The organism is Sphingomonas sp. C3-2, from assembly GCF_033025475.1.
GTDB lineage: Bacteria > Pseudomonadota > Alphaproteobacteria > Sphingomonadales > Sphingomonadaceae > Sphingobium_A.
Map to the genome: position 1 here is coordinate 2,298,539 of NZ_CP130322.1, position 25,257 is coordinate 2,323,795.

At 62.8% G+C, this 25,257-nt stretch carries 27 protein-coding genes; 5 read left to right on the plus strand and 22 right to left on the minus strand.

What is annotated here, in order from left to right; genetic code table 11:
- The 4 genes from trmB to lnt form a co-directional block, all read right to left on the minus strand.
- A complete protein-coding gene (gene trmB, locus QYC26_RS11060; RefSeq protein ID WP_317512277.1) occupies positions 1–690 on the minus strand; it encodes a tRNA (guanine(46)-N(7))-methyltransferase TrmB in 690 nt (229 codons plus the stop codon).
- A gap of 71 nt (positions 691–761) precedes the next feature.
- On the minus strand, positions 762–1,250 hold the full coding sequence (locus QYC26_RS11065) for a hypothetical protein (protein WP_317512278.1): 489 nt from the start codon (positions 1,248–1,250) through the stop codon (positions 762–764).
- Between the two features lie 91 nt (positions 1,251–1,341).
- Positions 1,342–2,511 carry a methionine adenosyltransferase gene (gene metK, locus QYC26_RS11070; RefSeq protein WP_317512279.1) on the minus strand — a complete coding sequence of 390 codons (1,170 nt, stop codon included), beginning with the start codon at positions 2,509–2,511 and terminating at the stop codon, positions 1,342–1,344.
- A 44-nt stretch (positions 2,512–2,555) separates the two neighbouring features.
- Entirely contained in the window at positions 2,556–4,043 is a 1,488-nt protein-coding gene (gene lnt / locus QYC26_RS11075) for an apolipoprotein N-acyltransferase (RefSeq protein WP_317512280.1), read from the minus strand.
- 78 nt (positions 4,044–4,121) lie between these two features.
- Here lnt and QYC26_RS11080 point away from each other — a divergent pair, with 78 nt between their 5' ends.
- Together QYC26_RS11080 and QYC26_RS11085 are read left to right on the plus strand one after the other, a co-directional pair.
- Positions 4,122–4,511, plus strand: coding sequence for a hypothetical protein (locus QYC26_RS11080; protein ID WP_317512281.1), 390 nt, complete (start codon positions 4,122–4,124; stop codon positions 4,509–4,511).
- Positions 4,504–5,175, plus strand: coding sequence for a hypothetical protein (locus QYC26_RS11085; protein ID WP_317512282.1), 672 nt, complete (start codon positions 4,504–4,506; stop codon positions 5,173–5,175). The genes QYC26_RS11080 and QYC26_RS11085 overlap by 8 nt, the downstream gene beginning before the upstream one ends.
- A 30-nt stretch (positions 5,176–5,205) precedes the next feature.
- On the opposite strand, the gene QYC26_RS11090 is transcribed toward QYC26_RS11085, so the two are convergent.
- The 12 genes from QYC26_RS11090 to QYC26_RS11145 form a co-directional block, all read right to left on the minus strand.
- A complete protein-coding gene (locus tag QYC26_RS11090; RefSeq protein WP_317512283.1) occupies positions 5,206–6,561 on the minus strand; it encodes a sorbosone dehydrogenase family protein in 1,356 nt (451 codons plus the stop codon).
- Between the two features lie 74 nt (positions 6,562–6,635).
- The gene (locus QYC26_RS11095; protein WP_317512284.1) at positions 6,636–7,529 is read right to left on the minus strand and encodes a hemolysin family protein; all 894 of its coding nucleotides are present in this window, start codon (positions 7,527–7,529) and stop codon (positions 6,636–6,638) included.
- 11 nt (positions 7,530–7,540) lie between these two features.
- Complete coding sequence (ybeY, locus tag QYC26_RS11100; protein ID WP_317512285.1) at positions 7,541–8,050, minus strand: rRNA maturation RNase YbeY; 510 nt, start codon at positions 8,048–8,050, stop codon at positions 7,541–7,543.
- Entirely contained in the window at positions 8,043–9,038 is a 996-nt protein-coding gene (locus QYC26_RS11105) for a PhoH family protein (RefSeq protein ID WP_317512286.1), read from the minus strand. The genes ybeY and QYC26_RS11105 overlap by 8 nt, the downstream gene beginning before the upstream one ends.
- 22 nt (positions 9,039–9,060) lie before the next feature.
- Positions 9,061–10,404: a tRNA (N6-isopentenyl adenosine(37)-C2)-methylthiotransferase MiaB gene (gene miaB, locus QYC26_RS11110; RefSeq protein WP_317512287.1), complete on the minus strand. Its 1,344-nt coding sequence runs from the start codon at positions 10,402–10,404 to the stop codon at positions 9,061–9,063.
- Complete coding sequence (locus QYC26_RS11115; RefSeq protein ID WP_317512288.1) at positions 10,401–11,129, minus strand: lysophospholipid acyltransferase family protein; 729 nt, start codon at positions 11,127–11,129, stop codon at positions 10,401–10,403. Before QYC26_RS11115 ends, miaB begins: the two co-directional genes overlap by 4 nt.
- A gap of 37 nt (positions 11,130–11,166) precedes the next feature.
- A complete protein-coding gene (locus QYC26_RS11120) occupies positions 11,167–11,589 on the minus strand; it encodes a Fur family transcriptional regulator (RefSeq protein WP_317512289.1) in 423 nt (140 codons plus the stop codon).
- A 124-nt stretch (positions 11,590–11,713) separates the two neighbouring features.
- Positions 11,714–12,127 carry a MucR family transcriptional regulator gene (locus tag QYC26_RS11125; protein WP_317512290.1) on the minus strand — a complete coding sequence of 138 codons (414 nt, stop codon included), beginning with the start codon at positions 12,125–12,127 and terminating at the stop codon, positions 11,714–11,716.
- Positions 12,128–12,237: 110 nt separating this feature from the next.
- The gene (gene rimI / locus QYC26_RS11130) at positions 12,238–12,720 is read right to left on the minus strand and encodes a ribosomal protein S18-alanine N-acetyltransferase (protein ID WP_317512291.1); all 483 of its coding nucleotides are present in this window, start codon (positions 12,718–12,720) and stop codon (positions 12,238–12,240) included.
- The gene (gene tsaB / locus QYC26_RS11135) at positions 12,717–13,328 is read right to left on the minus strand and encodes a tRNA (adenosine(37)-N6)-threonylcarbamoyltransferase complex dimerization subunit type 1 TsaB (RefSeq protein ID WP_317512292.1); all 612 of its coding nucleotides are present in this window, start codon (positions 13,326–13,328) and stop codon (positions 12,717–12,719) included. Before tsaB ends, rimI begins: the two co-directional genes overlap by 4 nt.
- Before the next feature lie 3 nt (positions 13,329–13,331).
- Positions 13,332–13,928, minus strand: coding sequence for a malonic semialdehyde reductase (locus tag QYC26_RS11140; RefSeq protein WP_317512293.1), 597 nt, complete (start codon positions 13,926–13,928; stop codon positions 13,332–13,334).
- Positions 13,929–13,957: 29 nt separating this feature from the next.
- On the minus strand, positions 13,958–14,533 hold the full coding sequence (locus QYC26_RS11145) for a NifU family protein (RefSeq protein ID WP_317515052.1): 576 nt from the start codon (positions 14,531–14,533) through the stop codon (positions 13,958–13,960).
- 281 nt (positions 14,534–14,814) lie between these two features.
- Here QYC26_RS11145 and QYC26_RS11150 point away from each other — a divergent pair, with 281 nt between their 5' ends.
- Together QYC26_RS11150 and QYC26_RS11155 are read left to right on the plus strand one after the other, a co-directional pair.
- Positions 14,815–16,194: a DEAD/DEAH box helicase gene (locus tag QYC26_RS11150; RefSeq protein ID WP_317512294.1), complete on the plus strand. Its 1,380-nt coding sequence runs from the start codon at positions 14,815–14,817 to the stop codon at positions 16,192–16,194.
- Positions 16,195–16,313: 119 nt separating this feature from the next.
- Positions 16,314–19,214, plus strand: a complete 2,901-nt coding sequence (locus QYC26_RS11155) for a M16 family metallopeptidase (protein WP_317512295.1) — start codon at positions 16,314–16,316, stop codon at positions 19,212–19,214.
- Between the two features lie 3 nt (positions 19,215–19,217).
- Here QYC26_RS11155 and QYC26_RS11160 read toward each other — a convergent pair whose 3' ends face one another.
- From QYC26_RS11160 to hslV, 3 genes are read right to left on the minus strand one after another with little or no spacing between them, the layout of a single operon-like run.
- Entirely contained in the window at positions 19,218–19,613 is a 396-nt protein-coding gene (locus QYC26_RS11160) for a nuclear transport factor 2 family protein (RefSeq protein ID WP_317512296.1), read from the minus strand.
- Between the two features lie 30 nt (positions 19,614–19,643).
- Complete coding sequence (gene hslU / locus QYC26_RS11165; protein ID WP_317512297.1) at positions 19,644–20,945, minus strand: ATP-dependent protease ATPase subunit HslU; 1,302 nt, start codon at positions 20,943–20,945, stop codon at positions 19,644–19,646.
- Between the two features lie 60 nt (positions 20,946–21,005).
- Positions 21,006–21,560, minus strand: coding sequence for an ATP-dependent protease subunit HslV (gene hslV / locus QYC26_RS11170; RefSeq protein ID WP_317512298.1), 555 nt, complete (start codon positions 21,558–21,560; stop codon positions 21,006–21,008).
- Between the two features lie 160 nt (positions 21,561–21,720).
- Between hslV and QYC26_RS11175 the strand changes: the two genes are divergently transcribed.
- The gene (locus QYC26_RS11175; RefSeq protein WP_317512299.1) at positions 21,721–22,119 is read left to right on the plus strand and encodes a response regulator; all 399 of its coding nucleotides are present in this window, start codon (positions 21,721–21,723) and stop codon (positions 22,117–22,119) included.
- Here the strand turns inward: QYC26_RS11175 and QYC26_RS11180 are convergent.
- The 3 genes from QYC26_RS11180 to QYC26_RS11190 all read right to left on the minus strand — a co-directional run bounded on the left by QYC26_RS11180 (position 22,104) and on the right by QYC26_RS11190 (position 25,251).
- Positions 22,104–23,996, minus strand: a complete 1,893-nt coding sequence (locus QYC26_RS11180) for an ABC-F family ATP-binding cassette domain-containing protein (RefSeq protein WP_317512300.1) — start codon at positions 23,994–23,996, stop codon at positions 22,104–22,106. The two genes, QYC26_RS11175 and QYC26_RS11180, sit on opposite strands and share 16 nt — an antisense overlap.
- Positions 23,997–24,239: 243 nt before the next feature.
- Positions 24,240–24,653 carry a holin family protein gene (locus QYC26_RS11185; protein ID WP_317512301.1) on the minus strand — a complete coding sequence of 138 codons (414 nt, stop codon included), beginning with the start codon at positions 24,651–24,653 and terminating at the stop codon, positions 24,240–24,242.
- Between the two features lie 49 nt (positions 24,654–24,702).
- Positions 24,703–25,251 carry a glycoside hydrolase family 108 protein gene (locus tag QYC26_RS11190; protein ID WP_317512302.1) on the minus strand — a complete coding sequence of 183 codons (549 nt, stop codon included), beginning with the start codon at positions 25,249–25,251 and terminating at the stop codon, positions 24,703–24,705.
- Positions 25,252–25,257: the final 6 nt, after the last annotated feature.

Here is a 25,257-nt window from a genome sequence, read left to right on the forward strand (position 1 = left end):
TCAGTCGGCTTCGACGCGCTGGTAGCGGAAATACCAGACCTCATGGCCCTTGCGGCGCGCCTTGGCTTCATAGCGCGTCTGCGGCCAGCCGCCGGGGCGCTTCAGGAAATCTTCGGGCTTTTCCGCGAGCCAGCGGAAATCGCGGCGCTGGTTCATGACCATCATCGACCATTGGCAATAGGTCGGGTCGTCGGTGCCCAGACGAAACTCGCCGCCCACCTGCAGCTTGCGCGCGATCAGGTCCATCGGGCCGTGATTGACCATGCGGCGCTTGGCGTGGCGCGCCTTGGGCCAGGGGTCGGGGTGGAGCAGATAGACGAAGCGCAGGCTCTGGTCCGGCACGCGTTCCAGCACGTCGAGCGCATCGCCATTGTGCAGCCGGACATTGGGCAGATGCTTGTCGCGAATGTGCAACAGCGCGCCGACCACGCCGTTGATGAACGGTTCGCAGCCGATAAAGCCGTGGTCGGGGAGAAGATCGGCGCGGTAGGCGAGGTGCTCGCCCGACCCGAAGCCGATTTCGAAATGAAGCGGCCGATCATCGCCGAACAGCGCTTCGGGCGTCACCGGGCCTTCGGCGGGCACGCTGATCTGCGGCAGCAGGTCTTCGAGAAGCTGGGCCTGCCCCTGACGAAGCTTGTGCCCCTTGGCACGACCATAAAGACGGCGAATGGTTGCGGGATCGTTCATGCGCGCCGCCTAGCGCAACTGATGGCGGGAGGCCAGACTGTGCGTGCCCCCCATCATACAGGCTGTCTTCTTCAGAAAGCGTGCTTGCAGGGCTTGTCCTGATATTCGTGGCGGTTGAGGCGGTACTCCGTGCCGTTCCAGCGCAGCACCGGAAAACAGAAACCGGGGCCGCCCACCTCGATGTCGGGCCATCCGTCCTGTCCTTTGCTGGTGAGGAAACGGACGATTCCCGTCCCGCTCGCCATCATTTTCCAGCCACCATCGGCCTGTTTGCTGACCAGCGAAAAGCCCTGGCCCGTATTGCCGAAGCAGAAGCTGCCGCCTTCGGTGATCAGCGCGTCGGGCGCACCGTCGCCGTTGAGGTCGTCCGCCACCTCGATCGCGCCGGGCGTATAGCTGGCGGTGCCGGGGTCGTCGCAAGCGCGCCACTGGCCGTCCTGCAACTCAAATCCGGCGGCGCTATATGCAGCGGCTTGGTCCTCGGGCGAAAGCGTCGCCCCAGCCGCCATGGCGGTGGAAGGACATGCGGCAAGCAGGGCGATGAAAGACAGTCTGATCATAGGAAAAAGGCTCGGACGATGAGAATTCGCCCGAGCCTTATCATGTTGCTTCACGGAAACGAACGCTTTCGCGTGCGCCCCGGCATCTGGTTCAGATCGCCTGCTTCAGCGCGTCGACCAGATCGGTCTTTTCCCAGGTGAAGAAATCGCCTTCGGCCTTGCGACCGAAATGGCCATAGGCAGCGGTGGGCACATAGATCGCCTTGTTGAGACCCAGATGGGTACGAATGCCCTTGGGCGTCAGGCGCACAAGCTGCGGCAAGATCGCTTCAAGGCGCGCTTCGTCGACGGTGCCGGTGCCGTGCGTGTCGACGTAAAGCGACAGCGGCTCGGCGATGCCGATGGCGTAGCTGAGCTGGATCGTGCACTTCTTGGCAAGGCCGGCTGCCACGACGTTCTTGGCAAGATAGCGCGAGACATAGGCTGCCGAACGGTCGACCTTGGTCGGGTCCTTGCCCGAAAACGCGCCGCCGCCATGCGGTGCTGCGCCGCCATAGGTGTCGACGATGATCTTGCGGCCGGTCAGGCCGGCGTCGCCGTCCGGGCCGCCGATTTCGAACAGGCCGGTCGGGTTCACATAGATCGCCGAATCGTCATTGGGCATCCAGCCCTGCGGCAGCACGTCGTTCATTACCGACTTGGCGTAATCGCGCAGCAGGCCCTGATCGGTGCCCTTGGCATGCTGGGTCGATACCACAAGCGCGGTCGCGCGCACGGGACGGCCATTTTCGAACGCGAGCGTGACCTGACTCTTGGCATCGGGCTCAAGGAAATCGACCACCTTGTTGTGGCGGTCATGCGCCATACGCTCGAGGATGCGGTGCGAGTAATAGAGCGTCGCCGGCATCAGTTCGGGGGTTTCGTCGCAGGCGAAACCGAACATGATGCCCTGGTCGCCCGCACCTTCGTCCTTGTTGCCGCTTTCATCGACACCCATGGCGATATGCGCCGACTGGCCGTGCAGGTGGCAGGCGAAATCGGCATATTGCCAGTGGAAACCGTGCTGCTCGTAACCGATCCGCTTCACCGTTTCGCGCGCGACGCTTTCGATCTCGTCGATGGTCGGCGTCACATCTTCCCGGCAGCGGACTTCACCGGCCAGAACGATGCGGTTGGTGGTGACGAGCGTTTCGCAGGCGACGCGCGCTTCCGGGTCGCGGCCAAGGAAAAGATCGACGACGGCGTCCGAAATCTGGTCGGCAACCTTATCGGGATGGCCTTCGGAAACCGATTCGGAGGTGAAGAGATAGTCGCTGCGCATTGCACTTGCCCTCATGGACATAAGGAAAACTTTATGTCCGCCTATTAGCGGCGACGGCGCCCCAAGGCAACGCCGAGCCCGGCAAGAATCATTGCAAGCGCAAAAGGCAGGATTTGTCCCAGCCGCGCGAAAGGCGTGGGGTTGTGCGGCGGCGGCATCGCGGTTTCCAGCGCGCCAGCGGTCATATGGGGGAGGCTGGCGAGCAGCCGACCTTCCGCATCGATCACCGCCGAAATACCGGTGGGGGTAGACCGGATGACCGGCATCGCCTCCTCCACTGCGCGCAGGCGGGCCTGCGCCAGATGCTGGGGCGGCCCCCAGGCACCGAACCAGGCGTCGTTCGAAGGGTTGAACAGGAAATCGGGGCGGTTGGCGCGGTCGACGACTTGTCCCGAAAAGATGATTTCGTAACAGATCTGCACGCCCATCGCGCCGAAACCGTCCAGATTCAGCGTCTGCGGCCCCGGGCCGGACCAGAAATCGATATCGCCCGGCACAAGGCGGGAGAATCCGATGGCCGAGAGCAGCGGTCGCATCGGCAGATATTCGCCGTAAGGCACAAGATGCGCCTTGTCGTACCGCCCCAGCAATTGGGCCTCGGAATCAAGGACGAACAGGCTGTTGCGCGCACCGATCACCTTGCCGTCGTTGCCCGCGATCAGCGCGAGCCCCCCGGTGAGGAGCAGGTCCTTGGGGCCAAGCAGCTTGGCCAGCCGCTCGCGCACCCAGCGCTCCTCCTCCAGAAATTCGGGAACCGCCGCCTCGGGCCAGAAAATGAGGCGGGGCCGGGCGCCGGGATGGCCGGAAAGCGCGGCAAGCTTGGCGTTGTTCAGGCGGTCGAGCGTCGCAACATGCTTGTCCTGCTGCCCGATATTGGGCTGGACCACGCGGATGCGCGCGCCCCCGTCATGGGTTGGCCGAGAGGTCGGGGCGAAGAATGCGCCGAGCGCGAGCAGGGGCAGCGCAATAAGGATGGCGATATTGCCCCGCACGCGCGGCGCGGCCAGCGCTGCGGCCAGCAGCGCGGTGAGGCCGGACAGGCCATAGGTGCCCACCAGCGCGGCCAGTTTCGCCGCCGCTGGAATATCGACCCAGACCACGCCAAGCGGATTCCACGCAAAGCCCGTGAACATCGTTGCGCGCAGCCATTCGGTGACGATCCAGGCCGCGCCGAAGATCAGGCTGAACGTCGTCGGGCTGCTTCGTCCCCATCGCCATGCCAGGCCTGCCGCCATCGCCGGATAGATGGCAAGGTACAGCGACAGCAGAATCACCGCGCCATAACCGAACCAGTGCGGCATCGCGTCCTGAAAGGTGAAGGCATGCGCGATCCAGTTGAGCCCGGTCGTGAAATGCCCGACACCAAAGGCCCAGCCCAGCCCAAGGGCCGCCTTCATGCTGCCCGCGCGAAAGACCAGATGGGCCAAAACCGCGAGACTGATGAGAAGAAGCGGCCAAAGACCGAGTGGTGCGAAGCCGGTGGCGGAGACGAGGCCGGCGACAAGGGCGATAAGGAGCGGAGAACGCAGCACGGGAACGCTATTGCGTGGAATTCGGGTGTTTTCAAGGATCGTCCGGCATGGCACACAGCAGGCCCGGGATTTTCCGGCATGTTGGAGTATCAGCGGTTGGCGCTATTCTGGTCCATGGCGCTTTTATGGGGCACTGCCGCATTGTCGCAGGGCACTGCCGCACCCGCATCCGCACCCCTTCCAAGCGCTGTCCGCTGCACCGCGATGTTCGCGATCACGCTTGAGGCGCTTGAACGCAAAAGCGGCGATCCCGCGATGACCAAGGCATTTCGCGAAGATACCGCCGCGCTCCGCCGCATCGTGATTGCCGAGACGCGCCAGACAGATGCGGAGGTGGCGGCGGATAGCGCGATCAGCCGCGAAATTGCCGTGCTGCACGGCGAAATGCATGCGCGCAATGTCGACGAGACCAGTCTCGATCTCAAATCCTGTTATCGTGTGAAAGCATTGGGGCCGCGTGGTGAATAAATCGATATCGTTCATGGTGTTGGCACTGGCATTGGGCACGCATGCGCTGCCGGCCCATGCCGCACCGGTTTCTTCTTCGGAGCAGGAAAAAACGGAAATCGCGTGCGTTGCGACGCTCGCGATACTGGCATCCGATCAGGAACGCGGCGGCACGGCCGCGCGCAACCTGCCGCGTCTGTCGACGCGCGGCGCCATGTTTGCACAGCATGTGGGGGATCGGTTGGTCGCAAAGGGGCAAACGCGCGAAGCGGTGCGCGACGCGATCCTTGCGGCGGTCGCTACCCAGCAAAATGCTGCGAAGCAGGGTGGTGCTATGCGCGATCTTCCCGAGGCGCAGGTTCAGGCGTGCGTCGCGATGCTCGATCGTGAGATTCCGGTTCCGCCGCCGCCATCGCTGCCACGCTGCGCGGCCTTGTCGGCCATAGCCTATGGTTCGATTCCCATGGCCGATCACAAGACCACGGCCGCGCGCGATCTGCAGACCATCGCTTCGGTCCTCGATCACCGCGCGCGCGAAGCGCTGCGCGCTTCGGGGAAAAGCGGCCCGCAGACCGACGCGGAAATGGGCGCGGCGCGCGAACTGGCCGAAGTTGATGTCACGCGCGCCAATGATGAGCGCTCCGAACTGGAGTTTGAGGCCTGCCTGGAAATGGCGCGTCCCTAAAAAAAGGGGTGGCGAGGCCACCCCTTTCTATCATTTTGCCGGTGCCGCTGGCGGTGCTGTGCGCGGCTGGCTCACCCGCCAGATGGCGTTGCCGACATCATCCGCGACGAGCAGGCCACCCGTCCGATCGGCGATGACGCCGACCGGGCGTCCGCGCGCCTTGCCGTCGGCGTCGAGGAAGCCGGTCAGAAAATCCTGCGGCTTTGCGTCGGTAAGCGGATAACCGGTCTTGCCGAAGGGCACATAGACGACCTTGTACCCCGACAGCGGCTTGCGGTTCCACGAACCGTGTAATCCGATGAACGCGCCATTGGCGTAATCAGGGCCCAGATTGACGCCATCGGCAAAGGCTAGGCCCAATGCAGCGACATGCGGTCCAAGCGCATAATCGGGGCGTTTCACATATTCGAGCCGGTCGGGACGGCGCGGCTCGACGCGAAGGTCCTCATACCCACCCCAATAGCTGTTGGGCCAGCCATAGTCGGCACCGAATTCGACGCGCGTCATATAATCGGGAACGAGATCGCCGCCCAGCATGTCGCGCTCGTTCACTGTGGTCCACAGCGCGCCCGATACGGGTTCATAGGCAAGGCCATTGGGGTTGCGCAGGCCGGTTGCGAAGATGCGGAAGCTCTTTTTCGCGGGATCGACCTCAAGCACCGCAGCGCGGTTCACTTCCTTGTCCATCCCGCGCTCGCCGATATTGCTGGCAGACCCGACCGTCACATAGAGGCGTTTGCCATCTTCGGTGGGGAGCAGATTGCGGGTCCAGTGATTATAGCCACCCGGCAGGTCGACGATCTTGGTGCCCTTGGCCGCGATGCTGGTTTCGCCTTCCTTGTACGGAAAGGCCAGCACGGCGTCGGTGTTGGCCACGTAAAGCGTCTCGCCGATCAGCGCCATGCCAAAGGGTGAGTTGAGGCCCTGCAGGAAAACCGAACGCTGGTCGGCAACGCCATCGCCATTGCTGTCACGCAGCAGCGTGATGCGGTTGGCGGAACTGGAACCGGCACCGGCCCGGCCCATCAGCACACCCATCACCCAATCGGTGATGCCGTCCTTCACGCGCGGCGGCGAATTGGTTTCGGCAACGAGCACATCGCCATTGGGCAGCAGATACATCCAGCGCGGATGATCGAGCTTGTCGGCAAAGGCATTGACCGTCAGCCCCTTGGCGGGGGTGGGCATCGCGCCCTGTTCCCAGCCCACGGGCTTGGCGATGTTCACCAGCGGGAAGCGTTCCCGATTGGGCACCGAAATTTCGGGCTTCGCGCCGGTAACGGCTTCCACCGACAATTGTGCGGGCTCGCCCTTGCCGACAAAATAGATGGCGCCTGCGAAAACCGCGAGCAGCACGAGCGTGATGATGATGATCGGCTTTTTCATGCGGCGACCATATGCCCGCGCGTGGTCCGGTCAAGCGTAACCGGCCCACGCGACAGGCTAATCTGCCCTTGGCGTTATTCGCTCTCGGCGGTGCGGCTTGGCGGGTGCAGCCGCAAATGGGTCACGCGGCGCTGATCGCCAGCGGTTATTTCCAGTGTCCAGCCGCTGGGGTGACACACGGTTTCTCCCGGCTGGGGAACATGGCCGGCAAGCACGAAGGCAAGGCCGCCCAGCGTGTCGACATCCTCCTCCACCTCGGCAAGGCGCGGGTCGACGGCTTCGCCCACATCTTCCAGTTCGGCGCGGGCGTCTGCGTCCCAGATACCGTCCTCGAGCGGAACGAGCAGAACCTCGGGTTCGTCGTCATGTTCATCCTCGATCTCGCCGACAATCTCCTCGACCAGATCTTCGATCGTCACGATGCCATCGGTGCCAGAATATTCGTCGAGCACCACGGCAAGATGCGTCCGTGTCGCACGCATTTCTGCCAAAAGATCGAGCACGCCCATCGATTGGGGCACGTAGCGCGGCTGGCGCAGTAATCCGCTCAGGTCGGCAGGCTCGTCCCGGCCTTCGGCGAGGGTCGCGAACACATCCTTGATGTGGATCATGCCGATGATTTCATCGAGTGTGTCGCGGTAAACGGGCAGGCGGCTATGGCCAGCCTCGATGAACAGCGCGGTTAGCTCGCGAAAACTTGCCGTTTCGGGAATGGCGATGATGTCGGCGCGGGGCACCGCAATGTCGCCGGCGTCCCGTTCGCCGAAATGCAGCAGATTCTTGAGCATCTGCCGTTCGACCCGGGAGAGGTCGCCGTTGGAGGGCGCATCGGCGTCGCCCTCATGTTCCTCAATCGCTTCTTCGATCTGATCGCGCAGCGTCAGTTCGTTGTCGTCACCAAAAAGCAGGCTTCTCAGGCCGCGCCACAATCGGCCGCTACTGTCGCCGCTACTGGAATCGTCAGGCATGTCTTTCCTGGTCAGTCCTTGTTGTCGTCATATGGGTCATCGATTCCGATCGATCCCAGCGCCTTGATTTCAAGCGCTTCCATCGTTTCGGCCTCGCTGTCCGTCTGATGGTCATAGCCTAGCAAATGGAAAGTGCCATGAACAATCAGATGCGTTGCATGGTCGGATACGCTTATCTGCTTTTCTTCGGCTTCATGCGTGCATACGCCAAGCGCAAGAACGATATCGCCCAGAAGCACTTCGCCGTCATCAGTATTGGCAAGCGCTTCGAGCAGATCGGGTTGCACCATCGGAAAACTGAGGACGTTGGTCGGCTTGTCCTTGCCGCGGTAATGATGGTTGAGGTCGTGCACCTCGTCATCATCGGTCAGGCGAACCGCAACCTCGATGCTGAGGTTGCGGCCAAGCCATTCGGCATAGGGGCTGTGCTCAAGCGCCGAGGTAACCGCGCGCGCGGCGAGTTCTTCCCAATTAACGTCATTGGGCCAACCGGCCTCGATCTGAACGGCAACGTCAAGCATGGCGGCCCTCATAGGCCTCGACGATACGGCCTACAATGGGATGGCGGACGACATCGGCCACGGTGAAGTGGACGACATTGATCCCCTCGACCCCGTCGAGCTTGTTGACGGCATCGGCAAGGCCGGATTTGCCGGGATCGGGCAGATCGACCTGCTTTGGATCGCCGCAGATGACCATGCGGCTGCCTTCACCAAAGCGGGTGAGGAACATCTTCATCTGGGCGGGCGTGGTATTCTGCGCCTCGTCGAGGATGATGAAGGCGTTGGCGAGCGTACGCCCGCGCATGAAAGCGATCGGCGCGATCTCGATTTCGCCCGAGGCGATCCGACGCTCCACCTGTTCGGCGGGCAGGCAGTCGTGCAGCGCATCATAAAGCGGGCGCAGATAGGGATCGACCTTTTCCTTCATGTCGCCGGGCAGGAAGCCGAGCTTTTCGCCCGCTTCCACGGCCGGGCGCGAAAGGATGAGCCGGTCGACCGAGCCGGTGATCAACTGGCTTACGGCTTGCGCGACGGCGAGATAGGTCTTGCCCGTCCCTGCCGGCCCCAGCGCGAAGATGATGTCGTCGCTGGCAAGCGAGCGCATATAGACTGACTGCCCGGCGGATCGCGGGACGATCGTCTTCTTGCGCGTGCGGATCATCACTTCGGGCGGCTGCGATACGTCGGCGCGGATGATGCCGTCGAGCGTGGGCTCGGCGGACATCGCGATCACCGCCTCTAGCGAACCGGTGTCGATATCCTGCCCATGCGCGATGCGGTTATAGAGCCCGGAAAGAACGTCGCGCGCGCGCGCCGTCGCCTCGGCTTCACCCTCGATCTGGATGCGGTTGCCACGGGCCGCGATATAGACGCCGAGGCGATTTTCTATCGCGACAAGGTTGCGATCAAATTCACCGAACAGTTTGCCCAGAAGCTGGGGCTTGTCGAAAAGGATTTCCAGTCGGGCCTTTTGCCCGGGTTGCGCCTGTTCGGGCTTTCGCGACATCAAAGACCTTTCGGTTGGAGGGTCATGCAAACTCCAGCGCGCCGAGCGGCGTTCCAGTGAGGCTGTTGGGGCCCGCCGCGCTGATTTCGACATCGTACATGTCGCCGATCCGGGCACCATCGGCGATCACGTGGATCGACTGGAGCCAGGGCGACTTGCCGATAAGCTGGCCGGGCAGCTTGCCGTTCCGTTCGAGCAGAACCTGCGTGCGCCGTCCAATGGTTGCCAGGTTGAAGCGGTGTTGCTGCTCGTTGAGCAGCTCCTGTAGCGCCTTCAGGCGCGCGTCCATGACATCCGCTGATATCTGCCCGTCCATGCTGGCGGCTGGCGTTCCCGGGCGCGGCGAATATTTGAACGAATAGGCCATCGCATAGTCGACGTCGCGGACGATCTGGAGCGTCGCCTCGAAATCGGCGTCGCTTTCACCGGGGAAGCCGACGATGAAGTCTCCCGACACCGCGATATCGGGCCGTACCGCACGGACGCGTTCGATAAGCCGCAAATAGCTCGATGCCGTGTGGCTGCGGTTCATCGCCTTCAATATCGGGTCGCTACCCGCCTGAACCGGCAGATGGAGGAAGGGCATGAGCTTTTCCACATCGCCGTGCGCCGCAATCAGCCCCTCGGTCATGTCGTTGGGGTGGCTGGTCATATAGCGGATGCGCGCAAGGCCAGGGAGCTTGTCGAGCGCGCGGATCAGGCCATCCAGACCTTGCATCTGGCCCTTGTCGTCCTCGCCGGTCCATGCATTCACATTCTGCCCGAGCAGCGTGATTTCGCGTGCGCCGCCGTCGACCAGCGCTTTCGCCTCATCGACGATCGCGGCCCAGGGGCGCGAAATTTCTGCGCCGCGCGTATAGGGAACGACGCAATAGGTGCAGAATTTGTCGCAGCCTTCCTGAACGGTGAGGAAGGCCGAGGGCCGCTGGTTGCGCGCGCGCTGGGGCAGCACGTCGAATTTCGAGTTGAGCGGCATGTCGGTGTCGAGCGCGTTTTCACCGCGCGCGGCCTTTGCCACGAGCTCGGGCAGGCGGTGATAGGCCTGCGGGCCGACCACGATGTCGACGTCGCGCGCGCGCCGCACGATTTCGCCGCCTTCCGCCTGCGCAACGCAGCCGGCTACCGCGATCATTGGCCGTTCGCCGGTCTCGGGCTTCGCAAGGCGGCCGATGTCCGAATAGACCCGTTCAGCGGCCCGTTCACGGATGTGGCAGGTGTTGAGCACGACGATATCGGGCGCCTCGCCATCGCTGGCGGGGCGCATGCCTTCGGCGGAAAGCATTTCAGACATGCGGTCGCCGTCATAGACGTTCATCTGGCAACCGAAGGATTTGACCTGATAGGTTTTGGGCGTGGTACGAGTCATTTCCCAAGCGCTATATGCGATGCAGCGTTGGGCGTGAAGCTAGCGTTGAGCGTGGCGTGAACGCGGGCGTGACTTTCTGCGGCGATCCGTTTGCGATCGCCCAGATTTTCATGCTCCAGCGGGTCAAGAAAATGGATGGTGAGCGCAATGCTGCCTTTGCGGTTGAGGATTCGTACGGCATTGGCAGCCGCCGATTCGCTGTCCGTCCATGCGATTTCAGGGGCCATGGCGCCGTAATCGAGCGCAACCGGTTGAACGCGCACGCCCTCAGGCGGCGGGCTTACGGCTGCAAAGAGGGATGCTCGAAAAGGGAGCATGGAAAAGCCGTTTCCGGTCGTTCCTTCAGGGAAAAGGGCTATCGGTTTGCCGTGACGGAGCGCGCTGGAAAGGGCAGAGGCCTGCCCCTGAACCGCGCGGCGATCCTCTCGCTCGACATAGACGGTATTGTTGAGGCCGGCGAGCCAGCCGATCACGCCCCAGCTGCGGACCTCCGCCTTCGACACGAACGCGGAGCGTCCGGCACCTCCGAGCGCCAGGATGTCGAGCCAACTGATATGGTTCGGCGTCAGCAATACCGACTGGCGCAGTGGCTGGCCGGTTACGCGGACGCGAAGGCCGGCCGCGCGGCCCGCCAGTCCGAGGTAGATCGACGGCCAAGGTGATCTTCGCCCTGCAACCCGCCACATGGCATGCAGCGGGAGGCAGGGGACAAGCGCTGCAGCCATCGCCGCAATGCGCGTTGCTGCACGGAAATTAAGCCGTTCAGCTCTTGCGATCGAGCGCGACGCCATAGAGCTCCATGCGGTGGTCGACGAGACGGAAGCCGAGGCGCTCGGCAATTTGACGCTGCAGGGCTTCGAGTTCGGGATCGACGAATTCGATCACATTTCCGGTTTCGACGTCGATCAGATGATCGTGATGCGCTTCGGGCGCGGCTTCATAGCGTGCACGGCCGTCACCAAAGTCATGGCGTTCGAGGATGCCCGCTTCTTCGAACAGGCGCACGGTGCGATATACCGTGGCGATCGAAATGCCCGGATCGATGGCCGCGGCGCGCTCATGCAGCTTCTCCACGTCCGGATGGTCTTCTGCCTCCGAAAGCACGCGCGCGATGACGCGGCGCTGCTCGGTAATCCGAAGGCCGTTCTCATGACACAGGGCTTCAACGTCGATCTTGCGGCTCATGATAACTGCGCTCTCACTCGAAAAAATACCTACACTTCAAACAATGTGCGCAGGCAGCCTAGCCGCTTTTGAGGGTGGGGGGAAGCCGGGGCGGCAGGTGCTGCCCCGGTATCCATGCCAGCTCTCAGCGCTTGCGGCGCTTGGTGCCGAGGCCGATCTTCTTCGCCAGGGTGCGGCGTTGTTCGGCATAGTTGGGCGCAACCATCGGATAGTCTGCAGGAAGATTCCACTTGGTGCGATACTGTTCCGGGGTCATCTGATAATGCGTCATCAGGTGCCGCTTGAGCATCTTGAGCTTTTTACCGTCCTCAAGGCAGACGATATAGTCGGGCTTCACTGAGGCGCGGACCGACACGGCCGGTTCCTGACGGACTTCGGGCTCTTCCTCGACGCCGCCAAGGCCGGCGAGCGCGTTGTGGACGTTCTGAATCAGTACTGGCAGATCAGAAACGGCAACGCTGTTGTTGCTGACATGTGCAGCAACAATGTCTGCCGTGAGCGTGATCAGAGTCTCCGACAGCTCGTTATGGTCGTTCATTTTATTGTTCTCGCTATCAACACGAAGGGGGGAGTCGTGCATTTGCTGCACTGACCGAAGCATTATGAACCCGTGTCGATAATCTTGCAATAAATTGTTGTGAAATCAGATCACGTCAACTTGAGGCTGTAAGTATGGGCGTCGAAAAACTTACCATCGGTGCCCTGATAGTAGTTCCTGCGTTCGCCAACCTTGCGAAACCCGGCGTGGTCGTAAAGATGGACGGCGGTGTTGCATGCGCGCACTTCGAGGAAAATCGTGTCCACATGTTGCCGTTGGCATTCTTCGACAACGCCTGCGAGCAGCGCTTTTCCGATGCCTGATCCTTGGGCGGACGGATGCACCGCGATGAGGAGCAACTCCGCTTCACCTGCAATCGCGCGCGTGAGCGCGAAGCCGGCCGGTTTGTCGTCCAACGTGGCGTAAAGCAGCCACACCCCGGCGCTACCCAGAATTGCCGAGCATTGGGCGAGATTCCAGGCTTCGCCGTAAACGGGATCGAATGCTGCCTGCATGATCTCCATGACGGGGCCGATCGCTGCAGCATCGGTGCGATGGAGCACGATCCGGGAGGTGCAGCTTCCTGCCGTCATTTCTGGGGCTTGGCGTCGGGCGCCCGGCCGTAAATGGGATGTGGCGGAAGCTGGCGCAGCGGGAGGGGCAGGCGCAATGCGTTCGATGCACGAAGCGCAATATCGACGGCCGTGCCAAATCCCCGCAACGCCACGAGGTCGTCGCCTGCATTGCCAACCACCAGATCATCGGACAGCGCATGGGCTGCCGCGTCGGGCAGAAGCGAGGCTAGTTCCGAAACGGGTTGCATCGGTGCATGCTCGAAACGCTGAATGAATAGCTGACCATGCCCCCCATGAATGGCAACGGCAAGAGAATGTTCATCGGTGCGCTCGATCGAAGCCGCGAGCAGGGCGAGCGACGAAAAACCGAACACGGGTACGCCCCAGCCAAGACCAAGGCCGCGCGCTGCGGCGAGCCCCACGCGAACACCGGTAAAGCTGCCGGGGCCGCAATCGACGATGATCTCGTCTGCTCGGCCACGGCCGGGCAGGTCCGCAATCATCGGAATCAGTCGTTCGGCATGTCCGCGCCCAACGTCGACATGATGCTCGGCCAAAAGACTGCCCTGATCGAACAGGGCAACCGAACAGGCTGTCGTCGCGGTTTCGATGACCAGTTGGCGCAACGGTCAGACGATCCTGTTGAACTTTTCAAAATCGGGGCGGGGCAGCCGACCGAAAATGGTAGCGGGGTCGCCATAACCCAATGTGGAGATGAAGTTGGCCTTCACCGTGGGCGTGTCTGCAAGGAATTCGGCTTCGACGGCGGCTGCGTCAAAACCCGACATCGGGCCGGTATCGAGGCCGATCGCGCGCGCGGCGAGGATGAAATAGCCGCCCTGAAGCGAACTGTTGCGCAGCGCATGGGTCTTACGAAGCGCCGGATCGGAAAACCAATTCTTCGCGTCGGGCGCGTGCGGAAAAAGCTCGGGCAAATGCTCGTGATAGTCCTCATCCATCCCGATGATGACGCTCACTGGGGCCTTACGAATCTTGTCCGGGTTGGTGCCCGTTGCGCAATTCGCTAGCTTCTCCTTGGCTTCGGGCGATACGCACCAGACCAACCGTGCGGGAAGGGTGTTGGCCGAGGTCGGTCCCATTTTCATGAGATCCCAGATTTCACGAAGCTGCGCCTCGGACACCGGCTTGTCGAGATAGCCGTTATAGCTGCGGCCAGTGCGAAAGATCGTGTCGAGCCCTTCGGGCGAAAGTGGTCCGGAAGCCATTACCTACCCTTGATTGAATGTGTGCAAATTCAAATGGCGCGTACTTCGGTCACTTCCGGCACATAATGTTTGAGAAGCGATTCGATGCCGTGCTTGAGCGTGGCGGTGGAAGAAGGGCAGCCAGCGCACGCGCCGTGCATGCGCAGATAGACCGTCCCCTTGTCGAAGCCGCGATAGACAATGTCTCCGCCGTCATTGGCGACGGCAGGGCGTACCCGCGTTTCAATCAGCTCCTTGATCTGTGCGATGATCTCTGCGTCGGCGGGGTCGTCGGCAAATTCGTCTTCAGCCGCAGGCACGCTGATTCCGGCCGCTGAACCGGGGCGGAAAAGCGGCATTTCGGCCGAGAAATGGTCGAGCAGAACGCCCAGGACCTGCGGTTTGAGATCGGACCAGTTCACGCCGGGCGCGGCGGTGACGGAAATGAATTCGCTCCCGAAGAACACGCCTTCGACATCGCCGAGCGAGAACAGGGCATCGGCCAGCGGCGATACTTCCGCCTCTTCGGGCGTGGCAAAATCGCGCGTGCCCGCGTCCATGACGCGGCGGCCAGGAAGGAATTTGAGCGTTGCCGGGTTGGGCGTGACTTCGGTCTCGATAAGCATGCTGCGCATTTGGGGGGAAAGCGTCTCCGGATCAAGTGTCCACCGGTCATCGCGTGCCGCCGCGCCTTGCTTTCGCCACGTTTCCAATGCATAGGCGTGCCAGCGCAATGCCCGGAAACGGGCCTAGACCATATTCGGCAGCGTGAACGCCCGGACGACGGGACCGGCCGAAATGCGCGACAAGCTTCCAGGCTTCCCTTTTCACGCGGGTCGTCAAGAACCCCGCGGTTCGCGTCGACATCTCCGTGTCGTGCGCGCTTCGCATGACATGTGAGTAAATAATGACCAAGTTTTCCGAACTCGGCCTTGCCGAGCCTATTGTAAAGGCACTGGCGGCAAAGGGCTATGAGAACCCGACCCCGATTCAATGCCAGTCGATCCCGCCGCTGCTGGAAGGCCGCGACCTGTGCGGCATCGCGCAGACCGGAACCGGCAAGACGGCGGCCTTCGCGCTGCCTTCGCTGCACCATTTCGCGAACAATCCCAAGCCGCGCCCCGAAGGTGGTTGCCGGATGCTCGTGCTGTCGCCCACGCGCGAACTGGCAAGCCAGATCGCGGCATCGTTCCGCGACTATGCGCGCTTCCTGCGCCTGTCGGTTGACACGGTCTTTGGTGGCGTGCCGATCGGCCGTCAGATCAACAAGCTGAAAGGCGGGGTGGACATTCTGGTGGCAACGCCGGGCCGTCTGCTCGACCTGATCGACCAGCGTGCACTGCACCTGCGCGATGTCGAGATTTTCGTCCTCGACGAAGCCGACCAGATGATGGATCTGGGCTTCATCCATTCGTTGAAGCGGATCGACAAGCTGCTGCCGCGTCAGCGTCAGAGCCTGTTCTTTTCGGCAACCATGCCAAAGGCGATTGCCGAACTGGGTGACCGCTTCCTGACCGATCCGGTCAAGGTTTCGGTGGCGCCGCAATCGACGACTGCCGAACGCGTTCGCCAGTTCGTCACCTTCGTCAACCAGAAGGAAAAGCAGGCGCTACTCACGCTCACGCTGAAGGCTGAGCCGATCGATCGCGCGCTTGTCTTCACGCGCACCAAGCACGGTGCCGACCGGGTCGTGAAGAACCTGACGGCGGCTGGCGTTGGCGCAGTAGCCATTCACGGCAATAAGTCGCAGCCGCAGCGCACCGCAGCCCTGCAGGCCTTCCGCAACGGCGAAGTGAAAATCCTCGTCGCCACCGATATTGCTGCGCGCGGGATCGACGTGTCGGGCGTAAGCCATGTCTTCAACTTCGAACTGCCCAATGTTGCCGAGCAATATGTCCACCGCATCGGTCGTACCGCGCGTGCCGGCGCCGAAGGTGTTGCGATGAGCTTCGTCGATGGCGAGGAGAAGCAGTGGCTGAAGCAGATCGAAAGGCTGACGCGCGTGAAGTGCGAAGTGCTGGAACTGCCCGAGAACTTCCTCGAGCAGGCCGAGCGTCTGCCCAAGCCGCCGCGCCATTCGCCTGCCGAGCAGGATAGCCCGCGCCGTCATGACGGTCGGCGCAAGGATGGTCGCCGGGCTGAAGGCCGTGGTGGTGAGGGGCGTGGCGACAAGCGCACTGCCGCGCAGCCCGCCGGTGCTGGCGACAAGGCGAAAAAGCCGTTCCGCCGTCGCCGTGGCAGCGTGGGCGCGCACAAGGGCGTCGTGAAGAAATTCGGCGCTAACTGATATCTGAAAACGCCTCCCCGCATGGGCGGGGAGGCGTCTGGCTGCGGCTTGACAGATGCAGCATGACGTTTGCCGATTTCATGTTGGATTAATGGACGCGGGCTACCTAGTCTCGTTCCATGACATCATCGCTTCGGCGCTTTGCCAAATATGCCCTTTTGCCCTTCGCGGCCTCGATCGCGCTGACGGGCTATCCGCTCGCCGCGCAACAGGTTGCGCAACCGGCCCCAGCCTCCGCCCAGCAATCCGCCGATACACCCTGGCTCTATCGCAACAGCGATGTGCCTCAGGAAAAGGCGTGGACGTTCGGCGTTCTCGATAATGGCGTGCGTTATGCGGTGCGCAGGAACGGCGTGCCGCCCGGTCAGGTTGCCATTCGCGTTCGGATCGATGCTGGCGCGCTGATGGAAAAGGATAGCGAACAGGGCTTCGCGCATTTCATCGAGCATCTGTCGTTCCGCGGATCGCAAAATGTGCCGGAGGGCGAATCCAAGCGGATCTGGCAGCGGCTGGGGGCGACGTTCGGGTTCGACAGCAATGCTTCGACCACGGCGACAGAGACGATTTACAAGCTCGATCTTCCTGATGCCCATGAGGCGGGGATCGACGACAGTCTGAGAATATTGGCCGATATGATGGCCGCACCCAATATCGCCGAGGCGACCGTGAATGCTGAACGGGCGGTGGTGATGGCCGAACAGCGCGAGCAGTTCAGTCCGGCGGTCACGCTGGGCGACGCGACGCGAAAACACTTCTTTGCCGGCCAGCCGCTGGCCAGCCGATCGACGATCGGTACGAGCGCCACGCTTGGCGGCGCGTCCGCTGCGGCGCTTCGGGCGTTTCATGATCGCTGGTACAGGCCTGAGCGCGCGGTCGTCGTGATCGCGGGCGACGCTGATCCAGCGATGCTTGAAGCGTTGGTGAAAAAGCATTTTTCCAGCTGGCGTGGGGAAGGATCGCCCCCGGCCGATCCCGATTTTGGCAAGCCCGATCCATCCGCACCGCGCGTTGCCACGATGGTGGAGCCCAGCTTCCCGACCATCGTGCAGATGGCGGTACTTCGCCCATGGGAACAGGTGAATGACACCATTACCTATAATGAAGGTCTGATGGTGGATTCGCTTGCGGTCCGGCTGATCAACCGTCGCCTTGAACAGCGGGCGCGCGCCGGCGGCAGTTTTTTGCAAGCGGACGTGCGTCAGGACGATGTATCGCGTTCGGCCGATGCGACGTTCGTGTCGCTGGTGCCGCTTGGCGATGATTGGCAGGCGGCGTTGCGTGATGTCCGCGCAGTCGTTGCGGATGCCACGCGTACGGCGCCGACGCGTGCGGAGATCGACCGGGAGATTCAGGAGTTGGATCTGGCTTTGCTCGCCCAGGTCGAAAATCAGGCTGCCGAGCCTGGATCGCGGCAAGCCGATGATCTGCTGCGTGCTGTCGATATCCGGGAAACGGTGACGACGGCCGAAGGCGCGCTAAGCATCTTTCGCGGGGCGCGCCGATTGTTCACGCCGGAAAATGTGCTCGCATCGACCAAGCGGCTTTTCGAAGGGGCCGGGCCACGTCTTCTCCTGAGCACGCCCAGGCCGGTGGCCAACGCCGATAAGCTGGCTGAAGCGGCGCTCACTGAAGACGTCAGCAAACTGGCGGCACGTGCCAATGCCAAACGCGTGACTTTCAACGATCTGCCGCGATTGGGTGCACCGGCAAAGATCGTGAGCCAGGAGCGGCTCGGCAATTTCCAGTTCAACACGGTTGGCCTGTCGAACGGTGTGAAGCTGGTACTGTTTCCAAATCGCGGAGAGCCGGGGAAGGTTTACGTCAATGTGCGTTTTGGCGATGGCTACAAGGCGCTCCCGGGCGACCGGGAAAACCTGTTGTGGTCAGGAAGCGGTGCGCTGGTCGGCAGCGGGATCGGCAAGCTCGGGCTTGAAGAGCTTGAGCAACTGACCAATGGCCGCAAGATCAATATGGGGTTCACCGTCGAGGAAGATGCCTTTGTTCTGAAGGCGGAGACGCGCGAGCCCGATCTTGCCGATCAGTTGCGCCTGATTGCCACGAAGCTTGCCGTGCCGGGATGGGACCCCGCACCGGTGATCCGCACGCGGGCTCAAATGCTCGCGGGATATGATCTGATGAAGGCATCGCCGAGCGGCGTCATCACCCGCGACCTTGATGCGCTGGTGCGTGGCGGGGATACGCGTTGGGTGACGCCGACGCGCAGCGAGATCGAGGCACTCACGCCGCAGCGCTTTCGTGCCTTTTGGGAGCCGATCCTGGCAAGCGGCCCGATCGAGGTGCAGATCTTTGGCGATTTTGATGCCGACAAGGCGATAGAGGCTGCGCGCCAGAGCTTTGGCGCGATGAAAATGCGTTCGCCGACGCCGCTTGTCGCAGCCAATACAAAGACCGGTGTGCCACAGCCTAACAGCGCACCGCTCGTTCGTACCCATTCGGGGGCGACGGACCAGTCCGCGGCGGTGATCGTCTGGCCGACCGGGGGTGGGCTGGCGACGATTTCGGATTCGCGGCGGCTTGAGGTGCTGGCCGCGATTTTCAATGATCGTTTGTTCGAGCAACTCCGATCGGCAGCGGGTGCCAGCTACAGCCCGACAGTGGCGAGCCAGTGGCCGACGGGTATGGACAATGGCGGTTATCTGATCGCGCTTGGCCAAATGAAGCCTGAGAGCGAGGCGCTGTTCTTCAAACTGTCGCGTGAGATCGCGGCTGACCTTGCGGCAAAGCCCGTCGATAATGACGAATTGCAGCGGACGTTGAAGCCGATCCAGCAATTCTACATGCGTGCCAGCACAGGCAATCCGTTCTGGATGCGTGAGACTGCAGGCGTAACGCGTGATCCGCAAAAGCTGGCGGCGATGGAAAGCTTGATCCGCGACCTGTTGTCGATCACCCCCGCTGACATTCAGCGAACCGCCCAGCGCTACCTGGCGGCTGACAAGAGCTGGACGATGGTGGTGCTGCCCGAGCAACAGGCGGCTGCAGCGGCGGCCAAGCCCTGAGGATCAGGCACTGACCTGGTCGATCCAGTCGGCCAGGTTGTAGTGCATCGTCAGCCGGGTGATGCGGTTGCCGCCGATCTCGAAAAAAGCGCCGGCGCGCAGCCGGTAATGCTGGCCGCGCGCGGGAGGAAACGGCTCGTCGGTCTTCACATATTTGCCCTCGAGGATGAACTCGGCAGCGGCGTGCGTAATGCCGGGCGAATAGAGCACCAGCGGATCGATTGCGCGTTCCTTGTAGCAGCGCAGCCTTTTGTCGAGAAACTCGCGGTACGCCCCGATACCCTGCCGGGGCATTGCCTGGCAGGGTTCGTGGAGAAGCCCCTCGTCGATCAGGGACAATATGCGTTCGGCATCACCATGATTGAACGCGTCGTAATAGCTTTCGATGATGCCGAGCATGGTCCGCCCTCCTAACGGGCCGGCCCGCGATCAGAGCACATATTTGCTGAGATCGGTGTTGCGGGCGACGGCTGCGAGCTGCTTTTCAACAAAGCCTGCATCGATAACGATTTTATCGCCCTTGCGATCCTCGGCCTCGAAGCTGACTTCCTCAAGCAGTTTTTCCATCACGGTCTGCAGGCGGCGGGCGCCGATATTCTCGACTTCGCCGTTCACCTCCGCCGCGATCCGCGCGACTGCGGCGATGCCGTCTTCGGTGAAATCGATGTCCACGCCCTCGGTTGCGATCAGCGCCCGATATTGCTGCGGCAACGATGCCTTGGTGTCGGAGAGGATACGGACGAAATCCGCCTCGGTGAGCGCCTGAAGCTCGACCCGGATCGGCAGGCGGCCCTGCAGTTCGGGCAGCAGATCGCTCGGCTTGGCGACATGGAAGGCGCCGCTTGCGATGAAGAGGATGTGATCGGTCTTCATCGGGCCATATTTGGTCGCAACCGTGGTGCCTTCGATCAGCGGCAGCAGATCGCGCTGGACGCCCTCGCGACTGACCGAGCCGCCGCGCACGTCGGACACGGCGATCTTGTCGATCTCGTCGAGGAAGACGATGCCATTGGCTTCGGCGTCGGCGAGTGCGGTGCGGCTCACCTCATCCTGATCGAGGCGCTTGTCGGCCTCTTCCTCGACCAGCTTGGCCCAGGCCGCGCGGACGTTCAGCTTGCGGCGCTTGAGCTGGTTGCCGCCAAAGGCCTTGCCCATCATGTCGCTGAGATTGATCATGCCGATCTGCCCGCCCTGACCGGGGAGTTCGAAGGGCATGTTGGGCGCGGCTTCGAGCTCGATCTCGATCTCGGTGTGATCGAGATGGCCGTCGTTGAACCGCTGCCGAAACGCGCTGCGCGTCGCTTCGCTCGCATCCTTGCCGGTCAGGGCGTCGAGCAGGCGCGCCATGGCGGCTTCCTCGGCCTTGTCCTTCACGGCGTTGCGGCGGCGTTCGCGTTCGAGGCGGATCGCTTCCTCCACCAGGTCGCGGGCGATCTGCTCCACGTCGCGGCCGACATAGCCGACCTCGGTGAACTTGGTGGCTTCGACCTTAACGAAGGGCGCATCGGCGAGCTTGGCCAGCCGACGGCTGATCTCGGTCTTGCCGCAGCCCGTGGGCCCGATCATCAGGATGTTCTTGGGGGTTACCTCGTCGCGCAGATCTTCGGCGAGCTTCTGGCGGCGCCAGCGGTTGCGCAGCGCGACGGCAACCGCGCGCTTGGCGTCCTGCTGGCCGATAATATGTTCATCGAGCGCGGCAACAATGGCTTTGGGGGTAAGGGCGTCGTTCATTTCGTCATCCGTGTGCCCCGCGGATGCGGGGTGTGCATAGGGAGAAGCGGGGAGAGGGCCTCAGGCAACCGAATCCATGGTTTCGATGGTCAGCTGATCATTGGTGTAGACGCACAGATCGGCGGCGATCTTCATGGCCTTGCGGCACAGCGTTTCTGCGTCTTCCTCATAATCGACCAGTGCCCGCGCGGCGGCGAGCGCGAAATTGCCCCCCGAGCCGATGGCCGCGACACCGCCCACGGGTTCGAGCACGTCGCCGTTGCCGGTGAGGATCAGCGTGGTTTCCTTGTCCGCGACGATCATCATCGCTTCGAGGTTGCGCAGATATTTGTCGGTGCGCCAGTCCTTGGCGAGTTCGACGGCGGCGCGCAGGAGCTGGCCGTTATGCCGTTCGAGCTTGGCCTCCAGCCGTTCGAACAGAGTGAAGGCATCGGCGGTGGCACCGGCAAAGCCGCCGATGACCTGGCCGGTGGCGCCGACGCGGCGTACCTTTTTGGCATTGGGCTTCATCACGGTCGGGCCCATCGACACCTGACCGTCGCCGGCGATCACGACCTTGCCGTTCTTGCGTACCGACAGGATCGTGGTGCCGTGCCATTTGGGAAGTTCGCTCATCAATAGTCCTGCAGCTTCGTTTCGCCGTCGCATATGGTGTCGATTGCGCGCAGTGCAACGGCCTCAGCACCCCCACCAGAAGGATGAGCGCGCGATTCAGGGGCGCAATCGACAGGAAAATCCTGTACGCTGCTTTCACCGGAGAGAGAGGAGACCGCGCATGGCACAAGCGAAAATGCCGCCCGGCCTGAAGATCCTGCTGGTTGAAGACAATGACATGATCGCCAGCACCCAGGCCCAGTTGCTCGAAGCAATGGGGTGCGTGGTGATGCACCGTACCTCGGCCGAATCGGCGCTGGCATGGCTGGTGGACGGCGGCGAGGCGCACATCGTGGTGACCGACATCATCATGCCCGGCATGAACGGTGTCGAGCTGGCGAGCCATGTCCGCACGCACTATCCGGACATCGCCGTGCTGCTGACCAGCGGCTATGGCGAGGCGCTGCTGGAAGAACAGCAGCGGCATTTCCCCATGATCGCCAAGCCATTCCGCAGCGAGGACCTGTCCCGCGCGATCGGTAACGCGCTGGATGGATCGACGCTTCAGGCGGCCGACTGAATTTCCAGTTCCTCCGATGCTTCCAGCCAGCGGGCCTCGGCGGTGTCGATCGCCTCGGTCAGTTCGGCGCGCAGCAGCATGAGTTCGGTCATATTGCGCTTGGCATCGGCGGGGCTGGCCGATTTGGGATCGGCCATCGCCAAATCGATCTGATCGCGGCGCTGTTCGTGCTTGCGCATATCCGCCTCGGCCGCCTTGATCGCGTTGCGCAGCACCTTGGTGCGTTCGCGGGCGTCGGCCGCCGCCTTGCGGGCGTCCTTGGCCGAGCCCTTGGGCTTGGCGCCGCCCTCGGTCGCTGAGCCGCCGCCATTGCCGCCGCGGCCGAGCACCATGTCGGTATATTCATCGAGCGTGCCGGCAAATTCGGTGGCGGTTCCGTTATCGACCAGCACCAGCCGATCGGCGGTGAGTTCGAGCATGTGGCGATCATGGCTGACGAGCACGACCGCGCCCTCATAATCGTTGAGCGCCTGAACCAATGCCTCGCGTGCATCGACGTCGAGGTGGTTGGTCGGTTCGTCGAGGATGAGCATGTGCGGCGCATCCCGCGTGATGAGCGCCAGCGCGAGCCGGGCGCGCTCGCCGCCCGACATGCTGCCCACCTTTTGCGTGGCGCGCTCGCCCGAAAAGCCGAACCGGCCAAGCTGGCTGCGCACGGCAACGGGCGTGGCATCGGGCATGGCGCGCGTCATATGTTCGAGCGGGGTGTCGTCGATGTCGAGTTCTTCGACCTGATATTGGGTGAAATAGCCGACGCGCATCTTGCCCGAGGCGGTCATCGACCCTTCCATCGGCTGGAGCTGGCCCGCGAGCAGGCGAGCGAGCGTCGTCTTGCCGTTGCCGTTGCGACCGAGAAAGGCGACGCGGTCGTCCGGATCAAGGCGGAAATTGAGCTTGCGCAGCACCGGATTGTCGGCGGCATAGCCGACCGCCGCGAGATCGAGCGTGACGAGCGGCGGGCGCAGTTCCTGCGGCGAAGGGAAGGAGAAGCTGAGGCTGGGATCTTCGACCACCGCGGCGATCGGCTCCATCCGCGCGAGCGCCTTCAAGCGGCTTTGCGCCTGCTTGGCCTTGGTGGCCTTGGCGCGCCAGCGATCGACAAAGGCCTGCAGCTTCTGGCGCTCGGCCATCTGCTTGTCGCGGGCGCTCGATTGCTGGGCGAGGCGTTCGGCGCGCTGGCGTTCAAAGGCGTTGTAGCCGCCGATGTAGAGCGTCGTCTGCCCCTTATCGAGGTGGAGGATGTGATCGACGACATTGTTGAGAAAATCGCGTTCGTGGCTGACGACGACCATCGTCGCGCGGTAGCTTTTGAGGAAGTTTTCGAGCCAGAGCGTCGCTTCGAGATCGAGGTGGTTCGACGGTTCGTCGAGCAGCAGCAGATCGGGCTCGGAAAAGAGCAGCGCGGCGAGCGCGACACGCATCCGCCAGCCGCCCGAAAAACTGTCGAGCGGGCGCTGCTGCATCGCATCGTCGAAGCCGAGGCCGACGAGAATGCGCGCGGCGCGCGCCGGGGCGGCATGCGCGTCGATCGCGATCAGCCGCTCGTGGATCTCTCCAATGCGGTGCGGATCGGTGGCGGTTTCCGATTCCACGAGCAGGGCGGCACGCTCGACATCGGCGGCGAGCACGGTTTCGATCGGCGTCGCGCTGCCCGCCGGGGCTTCCTGCGCGATATAGCCGAGCCGGGCACCGCGCGGCATTTCGGCGCTGCCTTCATCGGGTTCGGCCAGCCCGGCGATCACCTTGACCAGGGTCGATTTGCCCGCGCCATTGCGCCCGATCAGGCCGATCCGGCCGCCGGGGGGAAGCGCGGCAGTGGCGCGGTCGAGGATGGTGCGGCCACCAAGGCGCACGGTGATGCCATTGAGATTGAGCATGGGCGCGAGCGGTAGCCGAAACCCCGGCGGTCGTCACCCCGAAACAGGCCGGGATGACGGGCCGCCGGGAAGCGGGAAACTTATCCACAGCCTAGCACACAGGGGTGCCACAGGTTATCCACACACAATGTACAGGCTGCCAACAGGAAACGCACAGGGTTGCATGCAGCCTGCCAACAGCTTTTCAACATTATTGTGGGCAGGGCTGCTTGCGCACTTATCCACAGCCCTATTCCTACTGTTCTAGCGATCGACACCGCGCGCCTTTCCCCATTGGCGCGCGGCGGTGTAGCCGAGATATCCGGTGCCGAAGAGCGCGTAGAGCGGCTCTGGAATCCCCGCGAGATAGGCGTTCATGCCATGCGCGATCGCATCGGCCATATCGGGCCGCGCGGCGGCGATCAGCCCCATCGGAATCGCCCATAACAAGAGCGCGTACATGACGTAGAGGAAGCTGGGCCGCGCCCGGCTGGTCCATGGATCGTTCGAATTGGCCTCCGCCACGATGGCGGTGAGCTGGGTGCGGATCGCCTCCAGTTCCTGACTGCCTTCGAGGTTGAGCAGTTCGAGCTTGGCGCGGTCGCGCGCTTCGGGATCGGGAATGATCTTGTCGATCAGCTTGGCGACGGGGCTGATCAGCCCTTCGAGAATGGACATGATCGGGATACTCCAGGGTGACATAGGTGACACGAGAGAAGCACGGAAATCAGCGGGTGTTAGCGATGCGGCCAGACAGCCATCCGTAGAGGAACGCCTCATTGGCCGGGCGCTGTTCGGCAAGGCGCAAATAGCGTTCGCCCTGCAGCGCCTCGACCGCGCGCAGGAGTATAATTTCCCCCTGCCGGCCGCGCCGCGCCATGAGGGCGGCAAGCGCCTTTTCGGTATCGGGCGTGACGGTGGGAGCGACGGGGATATCGGCATAGTCGCTGCCGCCCCGGTTGAGCGCGTTGAGCGCGCGGTGGAGGAAATTGGTTGCAACGCCGGGCCCCATATTGACGCCGGTGTCGAACAGTTCGGCGGCGAGCCGGGGAGCGTGATGGGCAATGCGGTCGAGCCCCGGCGCGGTCCAGTAAAGCTTGCGATAAATGGCCACCGCCTGCGCGCGCGAAAAGGCGCGCATGTCGCCCGCATAGCCCTGTGCCCGGGCCACCGCCTGGGTGATCCCGAAACGCGTGGGGCCGCCGCGATCGGCGGGGTGGTTCGAATAACCGCCTTCGCGCGCGATGACCTCGTCGATCAGCGAGTCGATATCCATGAACGT

Bases quoted from the DNA above. Each gene is read 5' to 3' on its own strand.
- trmB (WP_317512277.1), bottom strand. From the start codon at position 690: ATGAACGATCCCGCAACCATTCGCCGTCTTTATGGTCGTGCCAAGGGG.
- QYC26_RS11065 (WP_317512278.1), bottom strand. From the start codon at position 1,250: ATGATCAGACTGTCTTTCATCGCCCTGCTTGCCGCATGTCCTTCCACC.
- metK (WP_317512279.1), bottom strand. From the start codon at position 2,511: ATGCGCAGCGACTATCTCTTCACCTCCGAATCGGTTTCCGAAGGCCAT.
- QYC26_RS11080 (WP_317512281.1), top strand. From the start codon at position 4,122: ATGTTGGAGTATCAGCGGTTGGCGCTATTCTGGTCCATGGCGCTTTTA.
- QYC26_RS11090 (WP_317512283.1), bottom strand. From the start codon at position 6,561: ATGAAAAAGCCGATCATCATCATCACGCTCGTGCTGCTCGCGGTTTTC.
- QYC26_RS11095 (WP_317512284.1), bottom strand. From the start codon at position 7,529: ATGCCTGACGATTCCAGTAGCGGCGACAGTAGCGGCCGATTGTGGCGC.
- ybeY (WP_317512285.1), bottom strand. From the start codon at position 8,050: ATGCTTGACGTTGCCGTTCAGATCGAGGCCGGTTGGCCCAATGACGTT.
- QYC26_RS11105 (WP_317512286.1), bottom strand. From the start codon at position 9,038: ATGTCGCGAAAGCCCGAACAGGCGCAACCCGGGCAAAAGGCCCGACTG.
- miaB (WP_317512287.1), bottom strand. From the start codon at position 10,404: ATGACTCGTACCACGCCCAAAACCTATCAGGTCAAATCCTTCGGTTGC.
- QYC26_RS11115 (WP_317512288.1), bottom strand. From the start codon at position 11,129: ATGGCTGCAGCGCTTGTCCCCTGCCTCCCGCTGCATGCCATGTGGCGG.
- QYC26_RS11120 (WP_317512289.1), bottom strand. From the start codon at position 11,589: ATGAGCCGCAAGATCGACGTTGAAGCCCTGTGTCATGAGAACGGCCTT.
- QYC26_RS11125 (WP_317512290.1), bottom strand. From the start codon at position 12,127: ATGAACGACCATAACGAGCTGTCGGAGACTCTGATCACGCTCACGGCA.
- rimI (WP_317512291.1), bottom strand. From the start codon at position 12,720: ATGACGGCAGGAAGCTGCACCTCCCGGATCGTGCTCCATCGCACCGAT.
- QYC26_RS11140 (WP_317512293.1), bottom strand. From the start codon at position 13,928: ATGGCTTCCGGACCACTTTCGCCCGAAGGGCTCGACACGATCTTTCGC.
- QYC26_RS11145 (WP_317515052.1), bottom strand. From the start codon at position 14,533: ATGCTTATCGAGACCGAAGTCACGCCCAACCCGGCAACGCTCAAATTC.
- QYC26_RS11150 (WP_317512294.1), top strand. From the start codon at position 14,815: ATGACCAAGTTTTCCGAACTCGGCCTTGCCGAGCCTATTGTAAAGGCA.
- QYC26_RS11155 (WP_317512295.1), top strand. From the start codon at position 16,314: ATGACATCATCGCTTCGGCGCTTTGCCAAATATGCCCTTTTGCCCTTC.
- QYC26_RS11160 (WP_317512296.1), bottom strand. From the start codon at position 19,613: ATGCTCGGCATCATCGAAAGCTATTACGACGCGTTCAATCATGGTGAT.
- hslU (WP_317512297.1), bottom strand. From the start codon at position 20,945: ATGAACGACGCCCTTACCCCCAAAGCCATTGTTGCCGCGCTCGATGAA.
- hslV (WP_317512298.1), bottom strand. From the start codon at position 21,560: ATGAGCGAACTTCCCAAATGGCACGGCACCACGATCCTGTCGGTACGC.
- QYC26_RS11175 (WP_317512299.1), top strand. From the start codon at position 21,721: ATGGCACAAGCGAAAATGCCGCCCGGCCTGAAGATCCTGCTGGTTGAA.
- QYC26_RS11180 (WP_317512300.1), bottom strand. From the start codon at position 23,996: ATGCTCAATCTCAATGGCATCACCGTGCGCCTTGGTGGCCGCACCATC.
- QYC26_RS11185 (WP_317512301.1), bottom strand. From the start codon at position 24,653: ATGTCCATTCTCGAAGGGCTGATCAGCCCCGTCGCCAAGCTGATCGAC.
- QYC26_RS11190 (WP_317512302.1), bottom strand. From the start codon at position 25,251: ATGGATATCGACTCGCTGATCGACGAGGTCATCGCGCGCGAAGGCGGT.